Consider the following 12801-nt stretch of genomic DNA (forward strand, 5'->3'; position numbering starts at 1 on the left):
GGCCAAGAGCTGCCAATCTCCCCCCTTGAGGGGGAGATGGCCGGCAGGACAGAGGGGGGTGTGACGGATCGCGACCTTTGCCGCCTACCCCACAAAACCCACGCGCTTGTGGCTGCCATCACAGAACGGCTTGTTGGCCGAATGGCCGCAGCGGCAGAGGAAGGTGCGTTGCGTGCGGTCGACCGTGTGGCCGGTGCCGGTGACGATCTCGACATTGCCCTCGAGCTTGAGCGGGCCGTTGGTCGTCGGCGTCACCGTCAGCGGGCCATTGCGCGCCTCCAGCGCCGGCGTGTCCTTCAGCGGCGGCTCGCCGGTGGCGGCGAAGCCTGCCTTGCTGTGGCTGCCGTCGCAGAACGGCTTGTTCTCGGACGCGCCGCAGCGGCAGAGCGTGGCGCGGAAGAACGTCTCGCCGCCGAGCACGATCTCGGCATGCACCGCCAGCGGGCCGTTTTCCCTGAGCCGCACGGTGTTGACCATCGGCGGCTTCTCCTGCGGGCCGCCATCCTTCCTGACGTAGGTGATGGCGCCAGACGGGCAGCTTTCGGCGATCGCCACGATCTTCTCGACGCTGGCCGCCTCGGGATGGATCCACTGGCCGGGCGCGTTGGGCTCGAAGACATGCGGATCGCCCAGCACGCAATTGCGCGAATGGATGCAGCGCCGGCCGGAAAACCCGACATCGATTTTTTCGCCTTCGACCGTGCCTGCCATGGGTGGGGTCTCCTATCGGACTACGCTATGGCGGTGGCCCGGACGGCGTCAAGCTGCGCGCCGATCCACCTTCTCCCACAAAGGGAAGGGGAGCGCCTACCTCAACACCGCCACATGTGGCGCGAGCCGCCGGATCGCCGCGATCATGTCGGCGCCGGTGATGTCGAGCGAGGATATCTCCATATGGACGATGTTCTTGCCGAAGGGCAGCAAGCGGCCGAGCGCATTGGCCGGCGCATATCTGATCGCATCGGGAGGCGGCTCGGTCAGTTCGAAGCTGATCATCGCCGCGCCTTTGCCGGAGGTGAGGTGGGCGCTGCGCACCTTCTCCCAGGGCACCAGCACGTCGCCGCCGCGCCGGTCACGAAAGCCGCTGGCGTCGAGCACCACCTGGACGCCGGTGTCGAACGCGCCGCGCGCCAGGAACAGACCAAGCCCCAGGCAGCCAAGCGCCAGCACCACCACCAGGAACAGCCCTTGGCCCGGGGCGCCTGACGCAAGCCCCTTCAGCGCGAAGAAGCCGAAGATCGCAGCGATCAGGAGCGGCCCGAGCGCGGGAAAGATCTTTCCGGTGGGGCTGTTGCGGATTTCGACGGGCGAAGACATGGGCCACTCATCGGCCGGGCTTCAGCAGGGTCCAGATCCAGCCGATGAATGTGAGGACCAGAAACGGATATCCGGCAACGGGCAAGGGCGACGAGGTCGGCAGCAAGGGCGCGCCCCAGAGGATCATGCCCGCCGACACGGTGAACAGCACGGCGGCCACGACAGCGGTCAGGCGCATCCACAAAGCGAAGGTTTTCGGCGCGCTGACCATGACAAGCGATGCCGCCCAGAGCGAGATGCCGCCGGCATAGGAGGGAACGCTGGCCTCGAGGCCTGCCGCATTGCCTGATAGCAGCAGGCTCTCGCCGGCAACGAAGGTCAAAAATCCGGCCGCCACGCAGTCGTTGCCTTGCCGCTGATACTTCATCGTCAACAGAGCGGCTGCGACCACGAGCGCGACGCCGTCGATCGTCCAGAGTGTTTCGCGCAGTTCCGCGCTCTCCACGAAGGTGCCGGCTAGGCCAAAGGCGCCACCGATGGCGAGGCCAATCGCAGCGACGATATCCAAAGGGCTGGAACGCATTGGGACCTCCCTTCCAAACCCAAGGATACTTCAGGACAGGGCGTTCTCCAATCGTTGGCTTTAATGGCCTTCGGCTCTCACCTCTTCGGGCGCAGCCCACTCATTCCCCCATCGCCAGCGCCTGGATAAACGCCTCCTGCGGGATATCCACCTTGAACTGCCGCACGCGCTCCTCTTTCTGCCTGGCAAACAGGTCGCGCTTGCGGGTCACGGCGCCGCCGGGCGCTCCCGGCAAAAGTACAGGATCGCGGCCATGACGCCCAGCAATACGAAACCATATGGCGAAAGCGCCACGGCTCGTTCTGCTGCTTCCAAGGTGATCAACCTGCCCTGGTTTTCGTTGCGCGCGATGATCGCAGCGACCATTGCGTCATGATAAAATAGTATGTTGACCGCCATGACGAAGACGCCGCTCGCCAGCAAGGCACCATTGAGCAGCTTTGCACCGGTTGCGAACCTCAGCAACATGATGCCTCCCAAACCAAAGAGCGCTCCATAGACCGTTATCGCGACCATCTTGAGCGGTGTTTCCTCGACCATGAAAAGGAACGGCACTCCGGTGCCAGGCTCGGTCCCGCGCACCAGCTCGTTGACGCCGGACAGGACTCCGACCGTCCCAAGGAGGAGGTTTGGCCATTGGCGAAGCCGCACGCCGGCTTCCCATTCAGCGACAGCGTAGGAGAGCAGATACTCACCGAGCGAGAGGTTCAGCAGGCGACTAATCGAGAGCAAGACCAGGGAGATGACGATTTGCGCCGACCACGGCAAAGGTCCGCCAAACGCAGTTTCCGGTAGTGATGGCACTAGATAGATAGCCAGACCTACAACGGCGTTGATCCAGATGAAATCGAGAAAAAGCGAAAGGAACGGAACCACATATTTGCGCATGAAAGGCGATTTTCCCCAAAGACCCGAGGCAAAGATACAATCGGGGGTGGAAAACGCAATGGCGACTGGGTCGTTACACCCGTTCTCCGCCGTGCAGCTTCAGCGCCGCGCTGGCCCGGGGGCCTGCTGCTTCCGGCAGCTCCCCCGCTGTCGAAGCCTGCCAGCGATCCACCGGATCGATAGCTTGGCACGCTGCGCGCCAATTGGCTCCTCAATCCCCCATCTTCAGCGCCTGGATAAACGCCTCCTGCGGGATATCCACCTTGCCGAACTGGCGCATCCGTTTCTTGCCCTCTTTCTGCTTGTCGAGCAGCTTGCGCTTGCGCGAGACGTCGCCGCCGTAGCATTTGGCGGTGACGTCCTTGCGCAGCGCCGAGATGGTTTCGCGGGCGATGACCTTGCCGCCGATCGCCGCCTGGATCGGGATCTTGAACAGATGGTGCGGGATCAGCTCCTTCAGCTTTTCGCACATCTGCCGGCCGCGCTTTTCCGCCGCCGTGCGGTGGACCAGCATCGACAGCGCGTCGACCGGCTCCTCATTGACCAGGATCGACATTTTCACCAGGTCGCCCTCGCGATAGTCGGTCAAATGATAGTCGAAAGAGGCGTAGCCCTTGGAGATCGACTTCAGCCGGTCGTAAAAGTCGAAGACGACCTCGTTGAGCGGCAGGTCGTAGGTGAGCATGGCGCGCTTGCCGACATAGGACAGATCGGCCTGGATGCCGCGCCGGTCCTGGCAGAGTTTTAGGATGCCGCCGAGATACTCGTCCGGCGTGAGGATGGTGGCGCGGATCCATGGCTCCTCGATGGCCTGGATCTTGACCACGTCGGGCATGTCGGCCGGGTTGTGCAATTCCTTCGTCGTGCCGTCGTTCAAAGCCAAGCGGTAGACGACCGACGGCGCCGTGGCGATGAGGTCGAGGTTGAACTCGCGCTCCAGCCGCTCCTGGATGATTTCGAGGTGCAGCAGGCCGAGGAAGCCGCAGCGATAGCCGAAGCCGAGCGCGGCGCTGGTTTCCATTTCGTATGAGAAAGACGCGTCGTTTAGGCGCAGCTTGCCGACTGCGGCGCGCAAATCCTCGAAATCGGCGGCGTCGACCGGGAAAAGGCCGCAGAACACCACCGGCTGCGCCGGCTTGAAGCCGGGCAGCGCCTGCTCCGTCTGGCGCTTGTCCTCGGTGATGGTATCGCCGACGCGGGTGTCGGCGACTTCCTTGATCGAGCCGGTGAAGAAGCCGAACTCGCCGGGGCCGAGCTCGTCGACATTGATGCGGGCCGGGGTGAAGACGCCGGTGCGCTCGACCAGGTACTTGGCGCCGGTGCCCATCATGCGAATGGTCTGGCCCTTCTTCAGCACGCCGTCGATGATGCGGACCAGCACGATGACGCCGAGATAGGCGTCGTACCAGCTGTCGACCAGCATCGCCTTGAGCGGGGCAGCAATGTCGCCCTCGCGCGGCGGCGGCAAATCGTTGACGATCGCCTCCAGCACATCGGGAATGCCCAGCCCGGTCTTGGCCGAGATCAGCACGGCGTTGGAGGCGTCGATGCCGATCACCTCCTCGACCTGCTCGCGGATGCGCTCGGGCTCGGCGGCCGGCAGGTCGACCTTGTTCAGCACCACGACGATCTCGTGGTTGTTGTCGATGGCCTGATAGACATTGGCCAATGTCTGCGCCTCGACGCCTTGCGAGGCATCGACAACCAGCAGCGAGCCCTCGCAGGCGGCCAGCGACCGCGACACTTCATAGGCGAAGTCGACATGGCCGGGCGTGTCGATCAGATTGAGGATATAGTCCTCGCCATTGTTGGCGTGGTATTTCAGCCGCACGGTCTGCGCCTTGATGGTGATGCCGCGCTCGCGCTCGATATCCATCGAGTCCAGCACCTGCTCCTTCATGTCGCGCAGCTCCAGCCCGCCGGTCAGCTGGATCAGACGGTCGGCAAGCGTGGATTTGCCATGGTCGATATGGGCGACGATGGAGAAATTGCGGATGTTCTTGATCGGCGTGGTCATGTCGGGCGCTTTAGCAGGGGCAGCTTGCCCGGGCAAGCGGCCGGGCGCCGCATGAGCCGCCGGCGGCGCAACGTCGTTAAACTCTGCTCCATCAGATTAGGGCATATTTCGCGCCCTGCGTGACAGGCCACGACCTGTGACCGTTTGAGGAACACGAAATGCCACAGTCCGGAAGCCATTTTCTCAGTTCCGAGAGCGGCTCCTTAGCGCCGATACTCGCCATTATGCTTATCCCGATGTGTGCCGCCCTAGGCCTCTCGGTCGACTATAACGCGGCCATTGCGACCAAGGGCTCGATGCAGAATGCGCTCGATGCCGCGACCCTGTCGATCACGACGCTGCCGACAAGCACGTCATTGGCGGACCGTCAGGTGAAACTGCAGGAGTCGTTTGCGGCCAATAGCGGTCAAGGCACCGCCAAGCTCGACGGCTTCGTCGCCGCCGCCGACGGCGCCGCCAGCATCAATGCTTCGGTCAGCTTTGCCATGCCGACGAACTTCATGCAGATCGCCCGCGTCGATACCGTACAGATCGGCGTCGCTTCGGCGGTGCGCAAGAGGCCGACACTGGTGCAGACCACGTTCAAGGTCCAAAAGGTGTCGGGGCCATTGGAACAAGACGGTGTCGCTCTACGGCACGAAATTCACCGAGACGGCTGTCAACCCGTTGATGAAGATCACCTATGTCTACAACAACTTTGGTGATCCGAAAGGCTACGGCACGTCGACGGTCTATACGGTCAATGGAGCGACGGAGACGAAGGTCCAGGAACAAAAATGCACGACCAAGACCGTGCAGAATTTCAATAACCTGCCAACCGGGGCGATCACACAGGTTAGCGGCAACAAGAAATACCTGACCACCTGCACCAACACCATGTATCCCGCGAACGGCGCCGGCGCGGTGATCGACGTCAGCCTTATGGATTCACTTTTTCTGCAGATGGATGTGCCGTCGGCTCAGCCACCCAGACTCAAGTCGAATGACGCAAGCACATCAAACCGGTTGGACATCGACGGCGTTGAAGTCGTGAACGGCGAGAAAGTGGACATCTTCACCGCGGTGCGGGGAACGGCGCTAACGCTCGACCTTAATCGAAGAAATGCATTCACAACGCCGCCCGCCACCGGGCGGCGTTCTTAGTGGGCCAATTCGAGAACGGGCGGAGGTGGGCGATCACGAAGCGGTGATGGCTGTAACGAAGGCCCAGGCGGCGGCGAAGAGCTGATGTGATCGCCATTCCGGCGCGCCACCAACCCTGGGAGTCCATCATGACCACATTCACCCGCCTGGCCTTGCCGGCACTCGCCTTCGCGCTTTGCTTGACCGCGCTTTTTGCCGGCGGCATTGCGCGCGCCGAAGATGCAATGAAGCCGGCCGATGCGATGGCGACGAACGCCATGAAGCCGGCGACCGACGCGATGAAGCCCGCGGATCCGATGGCGGTCGAAAAGCTGAAGGGCTGCATGGACAAGGCTGCCATGGAAACCGACGCGATGAAGAAGGACGAGGCGACCAAGTCCTGCGACGCAATGGGCACGGCCAAGTAGGCCACGTCCGGAACGGGTCGGGCCGCCGATGCACACGCCCGCACGGCAATGTGAAACCGCGACGAACCTATCTGTCGTATAGTCGAAACCTCATGCAGGGGAGATCAGAGATGACCGGCATTGAAAGAACCGCCGCCAAACGATTGACCAACGTCGCCTGTGGCGCGCTTGCGGCGCTGATGCTCGCGGCGGCCGGCGCCGCCTTGTGGCAGACGCCGGCGATCTCGGCCGAGGAGGCGGTGGTGATCCCGCCACCGGCGATGGACGAGAAACCCGCCGCCGGCACCGCCAGGGCGATCTTCGCCGGCGGCTGCTTCTGGGGCGTGCAAGGCGTGTTCCAGCACGTCAAGGGCGTGACCAGCGCCGTCTCCGGCTATGCCGGCGGCAACAAGGACACCGCCGTCTACGAGACGGTCGGCACTGGCCGGACCGGGCACGCCGAGGCCGTCGAGATCATCTACGAGCCGTCCAAAGTCACTTACGGCCAGTTGCTGCAGGTGTATTTCTCGGTCGCGCACAACCCGACGCAGCTGAACTACCAGGGTCCGGACCGCGGCCCGCAATACCGTTCGACGATCTTTGCCGAAAGCGACGCGCAGAAGAAGATCGCCGAGAGCTATATCGCCCATCTCGACAAGGCCAAGGTGTTTCCGGAGCCGATCGTGACCACGCTGGAGACGGGGAAAAAATTCTATCCGGCCGAGGACTACCACCAGGACTTTTTGACGCTGAACCCGACCTATCCCTACATCGTCTACAACGACCTGCCCAAGGTCGAGAATTTGAAAACGCTATTCCCAGACCTCTACAGCGACAAGCCGGTGCTGGTGCTGGCTGCCAACAAGAGCTGATCTTTTGCCAGTGTACCTGGTGCGTCCTAATGGACGCATGTCGGCGTAAGGTGTGGTGAGGTACAGGTCAGGCCGCGCCGAAAAATGGCGGATTCCGAGAACCGGAACGGAGCGTACTTTCGGGTACGCGAATATCGGCAAGCGCAGGAAGCCGCCGTTTGCAGGCCGGCATCGCCTGAATATCAACACCTTATTGCACGCCCAGAAACTGCCGGAGCTCCGGCGTCCTGGGATTGGAAAAAACGTCCTCGGGGGCGCCGATCTCGTGGACGCGGCCCTGATGCATGAAGACGACGCGCGAGCAGACGTCGCGGGCAAAGCGCATCTCGTGGGTGACCATCACCAGCGTCATGCCTTCCGCCGCCAATTCCTTGACGACGGCCAGCACCTCGGCGACGAGTTCGGGATCGAGCGCCGAGGTGATCTCGTCGCATAGCAGCGCGATGGGCTGCATGGCGAGCGCCCGGGCGATCGCCACGCGCTGCTGCTGGCCGCCGGACAATTCGTCCGGCAACGCATCGAACTTGTGGGCGAGACCGACGCGGTCGAGCATTTTTCGCGCGACCGCTTCGGCGTCCTTCTTCGGCGTCTTCTTCACCACCATCTGCGACAGCATAACATTGCCGCCGGCGGTGAGATGCGGGAACAGGTTGAATTGCTGAAAAATCATGCCGACCTTCAGGCGCAGGGCCTTGAGATGCACCTCGTCGGGCAGGAACTGGGCGCCGGCGACGACGATCGAGCCTTCATCGATGGTCTCCAGCCCGTTGATGCAGCGCAGCAGCGTCGACTTGCCCGAACCGCTCTTGCCGATGATGGCGACGACCTCGCCCGGCGCGACGTCGATGGAAATCCCCTTCAGCACCTCGTTGTCGCCGAAGCGCTTCTTCACCTCAGTGATTGCGATGAGCGACATTGAGCTTCCTTTCCAGGAGCTGGCTGGATTTCGACAGCGGCCAGCACAAGGCAAAGTAGATGAGCGCGACCAGGCCATAGACGGTGAACGGCTGGAACGTCGCGTTGGTGACGATCGAACCGGCCTTCGACAGTTCGACGAAGCCGATGATCGAGGTGAGCGCGGTGCCCTTCACCACCTGCACCGAGAAGCCGACGGTCGGCGGTACCGCCACTTTCAGCGCCTGCGGCAGGATGACGTAGCGCATCTGCTGGAGATAACCCATGCCGAGGCTGGCTGACGCCTCCCATTGACCCTTGGCAATGCTCTCGACGCAACCGCGCCAGATTTCGGCGAGGAAGGCTGCGGTCCACAGGATGAGCGCGACACAGGCGGCAAGCCAGGCGGGAACGTCGATGCCGAACAGGCCAAGCCCGAAGAAAGCCAGAAAGAGCTGCATCAGGAGCGGCGTGCCCTGGAACAGCTGGATGTAGCCGCGTGACAAAAGCCGCGGCCAACGCCGGCCGCCGATGCGCAGGAAAAGCAGGGCCGCACCGACGATGCCGCCGCCGATGAAGGAGACCAGCGAGAGGACAACGGTCCAGCGGGCGGCCAGAAGCAGGTTGCGCAGGATGTCCCAGAAGCTGAACTCGGTCATGACGCCTGTCTCATCGCGACGCCTTCCTCGGGAACAGCATCCAGCCCAGGCTGGCCAGCAGCTGGCGCAGCAGGGAGGCGAGGACCAGGTAGATCAAGGTGGAGACGATGTAGGTTTCGAAGGCCCTGAAATTGCGCGACTGGATAAAATTGGCGGCGAAGGTCAGATCCTCGGCGGCAATCTGCGAAACGACGGCCGAACCCAGCATGACGATGACGATCTGCGACGACAGCGCAGGCCAGATGCGCTGCAGCGCCGGGACCAGAACCACGTGCCAGAAGGTCTGGAGCGGGGTCATGGCGAGGCTGGCGCCGGCCTCGAACTGGCCGCGCGGCGTGGCCTGGATGCCGGCGCGGATGATCTCGCAGCTGTAGGCGCCGAGGTTGACGATCATGGCGAGGTTGGCGGCGGTCAGTTCGGACATCCTGATGCCAAGCGACGGCAGGCCGAAGAAGATGAAGAACAGCTGGATGAGGAAGGGCGTGTTGCGGATCAGCTCGACATAGGTCGCGACGACGGGTTTTAGCCATTTCGGCCCCAGCGCCCGCACCCAGGCGCAGGAAATGCCCAATGCCACGCCGAACACCGCGCCGATCAGGATGAGCTGCACGGTGATCCGGATGCCCTTGAGCAGCACCGGCAGAGAACCGATCAGCCAGCCGAAATCGAGCTGATAGGTCATGGCTTGCTATCCGACCTCAGCCACACGCGGCGGGCGGCGATCACAGGTCAGCCGGCAGATCCACCTTCAGCCATTTTTGCGAAATCGCGTTGAGGGCGCCATCGGATCTGGCGGCGGCGATGATGCCGTTGATCTTGGCCATCAACGCCGGCTGCTGCTTGTTCATGCCGATGTAGCAAGGCGAGTTCTTGATCAGGAACTTCAGCTCCGGCCGCTTGGGCGGGTTCTTTTCGAGGATGGCGGCGGCGACGACATTCCCGGTCGCGATCACCTCGACCTGGCCCGAAAGGAAAGCGGAAATCGTGCCGTTATTGTCTTCGTAGCGCTTGATCTCGACGCTCGCCGGCACAACCTTGGTCAGTTCGAGATCTTCGATCGCGCCGCGGGTGACGCCAATGGTCTTGCCGGCGAGGTCTTCCGCTTTTGCGACCGCGACGTCTGCCGGAGCGAATACGCCGTTGTAGAACGGAGCATAGGCTTCGGAAAAATCGATGACCTTCTCGCGATCGGGATTCTTGCCGAGGCTGGAAATGACCAGGTCGACCTTGTTGGTCTGGAGATAGGGAATGCGGTTGGCGCTGGTGACCGGGACGATCTCGACCTTGGCGCCAAGCTTTTCGCCAATCAGATTGGCGATGTCGACGTCGTAGCCTTGCGGCGTCATGTCGGCGCCGACGCTGCCGAAGGGCGGGAAATCCTGTGGAACGGCGATGCGGACGGTGCCCCGAGCCGCGATGTCGCTCAAGGCGTCAGCCTGCGCCTGCGGAGACGAAGCCATGGCCATTCCAACGGCGGCGGCGAAGGCCAGCATGCAGACATTGCGACGGTTCATTATCTTTCCCTTTGACTGGACAAAACCAATTGGTCGCCAGGGCAAAGCAACAGACATGCCAAACCATCGAAATTGCTGCGAATCGGACTTTCCCGGCGGATTGGCAAGGTGGGATTGGCAAGGCAGTCTTCACGGGCCGATGCCGCCCGACCAGCAGGCTGCCGAAATATTGTGCAGTTCGGCGGTTAACCCGTCAGTCGTAAGTCAGATCCGTCGCCTTGCCGCCGAAGACGCGGTAGGCATAGAACGAATAGAAAATGATGATCGGCAGCACCACCACCGTGCCGGCCAGGATGATGGCGAGGCTTTCCGGCGCGGACGCCGCCTGCCAGATGGTCAGCCTGTCGGGCACGACGAAGGGATAGAACGACCAGGCGAGGCCGGCAAAGCCCAGCGTAAAGATGGCGGCCAGCGTCAAGAACGGCGTCAGCGCATGGCGGTCGTCGGCCTTAGGCAGATGGAAGGTCTGCCGCCACAGCCATGCGAACAGCACCGCCGACAGGACCGGCAGCGGCGACAAATAGAGCATGGCCGGCCAGACGAACCATTTGTCGAAGATGCGCGGACTGGCGAGCGGCGTGGCCAGCGAGACGGCGACCATGCCGAGCGCGGTCAGCACCAGCGCCCGGCGCAGCCAGAGCACCGCCTTCTTCTGCAATTCGCCTTCCGTCTTGTAGATGACCCAGGCCGCGCCCATCGCCGCATAGGCGGCGGCAAGGCAGAGCGCCACCAGCGCGCCGAAGGCCATGCCGCCGAGGCCAACATCAAGGCCCAGCACATAGATCCCCAGCATGTAGCCCTGCGCCAGCGAAGCGATGATCGAGCCCAGGAAGAAGATGCGGTTCCAGCGATGCTTGTGACCGGCCGGCACCTTGGCCCGGAAATCGAAGGCAACGCCGCGCAGGATCAGGCCGACAAGGAGCAGGAAGACCGGAATGTAGAGTGCGGTGAGGATGGTGCCGTGCGCCAGCGGAAAGGCGACCAGCAGCAGGCCGACGGCCAGCACCAGCCAGGTCTCGTTGGCGTCCCAGAACGGGCCTATTGCCGCGATCATCGTGTCCTGCTCGGCGTCCTCGGCGGCTGCGAACAGGATGCCGATACCGAGATCGAAGCCGTCGAGGATGACGTAGATCAGGATGGCCAGGCCCATCAGGCCGGCAAAGATGAGGGGAAGCAATGTCGGCCAGTCGAGGGTCATCGCCGTTCTCCTATTTCGCCGCCGGCTGCGACAGCGGCGCGTCGAGAACGCCCGGCAGCGGCGAGGTATCGCCGTCCTTCGCCGCCTTCAGCGCCAGATAGACCAGCACGCCGAGATAGGCGATCAGAAGCAGCGCATAGAGGATGAGATAGACCGCAAGCGACAGCGCGACCTGGCTGCCGGCGACCGGGCCGACGGCATCGACAGTCCTCAGCACGCCGGTGACCAGCCACGGTTGGCGGCCGATCTCGGTGGTGTACCAGCCGGCCAGCGTCGCCAGCCAGCCGGACAGCGCCATCGGCACCATCACCAGCGCCAGCGGTCTCGGCAGGCTGTGCCGCCGCTTGAGGAAAAAGGCGGCCGACCAGGAGACGACGAGCATCAGGACGCCGGTGCCGACCATGATGCGAAAAGCCCAGAACACCGGGAACACCGGCGGGTGGTTGCCGGCATAGTCGTTCAGCCCCGGCACGACGCCGCTGGCACTGTGCCTGAGGATGAGGCTGGCGCCATCGGGGATGGTGAGCTCGAATTTGTTCTCCCTTGCCGCCTCGTCGGGAAGCGCGAAAAGCACCAGCGGCACGTTGGGGCCGGTGTTCCAGTTGGCCTCCATGGCGGCGATCTTCTGCGGCTGATGTTCGAGCGTGTTGAGGCCATGCTGGTCGCCGGCGAAGATCTGGATGGGGATCAGGATCGCCGCGGTGAAGACACCGGTGCGCAAGGCCTTCCACATCGATTCCGAACGGTCGCCATAGAGATAGCGCAGCGCCGACAGGCCGGCGATCAGGAACGAAACCGTCAGGCTTGAGGCAAGCAGCATGTGGACGAGCCGGTAGGGCATGGACGGGTTGAAGACGATCGCCCACCAGTCGGTCGCGTGGGCTACGCCGTCGCGCATCTCGAAGCCGACCGGCGTCTGCATCCATGAATTGAGCGCGATGATCCAGAAGGCGGACAGGGTGGTGCCGCCGGCCACCAGCACGGTTGCCAGCGTGTGGATGCGGTTGGAGACGCGGCGGAAGCCGAACAGCATGATGCCGAGGAACGCCGCCTCGAGGAAGAAGGCGGTGAGTATCTCATAGGCGAGCAGCGGGCCGGCGATGTTGCCGACGGTCTCCATGTAGCCCGGCCAGTTGGTGCCGAACTGGAAGCTCATGGTGACGCCCGAAACCACGCCCATGGCAAAGGACAGCGCGAACACCTTCACCCAGGTGAAATAGGCGCGCATCCAGGCGGTATCGCCGGTGGCGTTGTAGCGAAGCTTGAAGAACAGCAGCATCCAGCCAAGCGCAATGGTGATAGCCGGAAACAGGATATGGAATGAGATGTTGGCGCCGAACTGGATGCGCGAAAGGATGAGCGGGTCCATGGTGGGCTCCGGCTGCTGCTA

Annotated in this window: 15 protein-coding genes; 4 read left to right on the forward strand and 11 right to left on the reverse strand. The window is 63.0% G+C overall.

Going from position 1 to position 12801, the window contains the following annotated elements; translation table 11 throughout:
- Window positions 1-84 precede the first annotated feature (84 nt).
- The 5 genes from BQ8794_RS08870 to lepA all read right to left on the reverse strand — a co-directional run bounded on the left by BQ8794_RS08870 (window position 85) and on the right by lepA (window position 4745).
- A complete protein-coding gene (locus BQ8794_RS08870; RefSeq protein WP_077375790.1) occupies window positions 85-711 on the reverse strand; it encodes a CDGSH iron-sulfur domain-containing protein in 627 nt (208 codons plus the stop codon).
- A 96-nt stretch (window positions 712-807) separates the two neighbouring features.
- On the reverse strand, window positions 808-1317 hold the full coding sequence (locus tag BQ8794_RS08875; protein ID WP_077375793.1) for a hypothetical protein: 510 nt from the start codon (window positions 1315-1317) through the stop codon (window positions 808-810).
- Between the two features lie 7 nt (window positions 1318-1324).
- Complete coding sequence (locus BQ8794_RS08880; RefSeq protein ID WP_077375796.1) at window positions 1325-1840, reverse strand: hypothetical protein; 516 nt, start codon at window positions 1838-1840, stop codon at window positions 1325-1327.
- Between the two features lie 207 nt (window positions 1841-2047).
- Window positions 2048-2728, reverse strand: a complete 681-nt coding sequence (locus BQ8794_RS08885) for a hypothetical protein (protein WP_077375799.1) — start codon at window positions 2726-2728, stop codon at window positions 2048-2050.
- A gap of 211 nt (window positions 2729-2939) precedes the next feature.
- Complete coding sequence (gene lepA / locus BQ8794_RS08890) at window positions 2940-4745, reverse strand: translation elongation factor 4 (RefSeq protein WP_077375802.1); 1806 nt, start codon at window positions 4743-4745, stop codon at window positions 2940-2942.
- A gap of 296 nt (window positions 4746-5041) precedes the next feature.
- Between lepA and BQ8794_RS36305 the strand changes: the two genes are divergently transcribed.
- The 4 genes from BQ8794_RS36305 (at window position 5042) to msrA (ending at window position 7146) form a co-directional block, all read left to right on the forward strand.
- On the forward strand, window positions 5042-5449 hold the full coding sequence (locus tag BQ8794_RS36305) for a hypothetical protein (RefSeq protein WP_244554896.1): 408 nt from the start codon (window positions 5042-5044) through the stop codon (window positions 5447-5449).
- Window positions 5367-5888: a hypothetical protein gene (locus BQ8794_RS36310; RefSeq protein WP_244554897.1), complete on the forward strand. Its 522-nt coding sequence runs from the start codon at window positions 5367-5369 to the stop codon at window positions 5886-5888. Before BQ8794_RS36305 ends, BQ8794_RS36310 begins: the two co-directional genes overlap by 83 nt.
- 128 nt (window positions 5889-6016) lie before the next feature.
- Complete coding sequence (locus BQ8794_RS08900; protein WP_077375805.1) at window positions 6017-6295, forward strand: hypothetical protein; 279 nt, start codon at window positions 6017-6019, stop codon at window positions 6293-6295.
- A 110-nt stretch (window positions 6296-6405) separates the two neighbouring features.
- Window positions 6406-7146 (forward strand): peptide-methionine (S)-S-oxide reductase MsrA, encoded by a 741-nt coding sequence (msrA, locus tag BQ8794_RS08905; protein ID WP_077375807.1) that lies wholly within the window; start codon window positions 6406-6408, stop codon window positions 7144-7146.
- Window positions 7147-7336: 190 nt separating this feature from the next.
- Here the strand turns inward: msrA and BQ8794_RS08910 are convergent, their stop codons facing one another.
- The 6 genes from BQ8794_RS08910 to BQ8794_RS08935 all read right to left on the reverse strand — a co-directional run bounded on the left by BQ8794_RS08910 (window position 7337) and on the right by BQ8794_RS08935 (window position 12780).
- On the reverse strand, window positions 7337-8062 hold the full coding sequence (locus BQ8794_RS08910) for an amino acid ABC transporter ATP-binding protein (RefSeq protein ID WP_027154711.1): 726 nt from the start codon (window positions 8060-8062) through the stop codon (window positions 7337-7339).
- A complete protein-coding gene (locus BQ8794_RS08915) occupies window positions 8040-8699 on the reverse strand; it encodes an amino acid ABC transporter permease (RefSeq protein ID WP_077375810.1) in 660 nt (219 codons plus the stop codon). Before BQ8794_RS08915 ends, BQ8794_RS08910 begins: the two co-directional genes overlap by 23 nt.
- A 10-nt stretch (window positions 8700-8709) precedes the next feature.
- Window positions 8710-9381, reverse strand: a complete 672-nt coding sequence (locus tag BQ8794_RS08920) for an amino acid ABC transporter permease (RefSeq protein WP_077375812.1) — start codon at window positions 9379-9381, stop codon at window positions 8710-8712.
- Between the two features lie 40 nt (window positions 9382-9421).
- Window positions 9422-10192 carry a transporter substrate-binding domain-containing protein gene (locus tag BQ8794_RS08925; RefSeq protein ID WP_143744503.1) on the reverse strand — a complete coding sequence of 257 codons (771 nt, stop codon included), beginning with the start codon at window positions 10190-10192 and terminating at the stop codon, window positions 9422-9424.
- Window positions 10193-10406: 214 nt separating this feature from the next.
- Window positions 10407-11411, reverse strand: coding sequence for a cytochrome d ubiquinol oxidase subunit II (locus BQ8794_RS08930; protein WP_077375815.1), 1005 nt, complete (start codon window positions 11409-11411; stop codon window positions 10407-10409).
- A gap of 10 nt (window positions 11412-11421) precedes the next feature.
- The gene (locus BQ8794_RS08935; protein ID WP_077375818.1) at window positions 11422-12780 is read right to left on the reverse strand and encodes a cytochrome ubiquinol oxidase subunit I; all 1359 of its coding nucleotides are present in this window, start codon (window positions 12778-12780) and stop codon (window positions 11422-11424) included.
- Window positions 12781-12801 lie beyond the last annotated feature (21 nt).

It is taken from the genome of Mesorhizobium prunaredense (genome assembly GCF_900156895.1).
GTDB classification, from domain to species: domain Bacteria; phylum Pseudomonadota; class Alphaproteobacteria; order Rhizobiales; family Rhizobiaceae; genus Mesorhizobium; species Mesorhizobium prunaredense.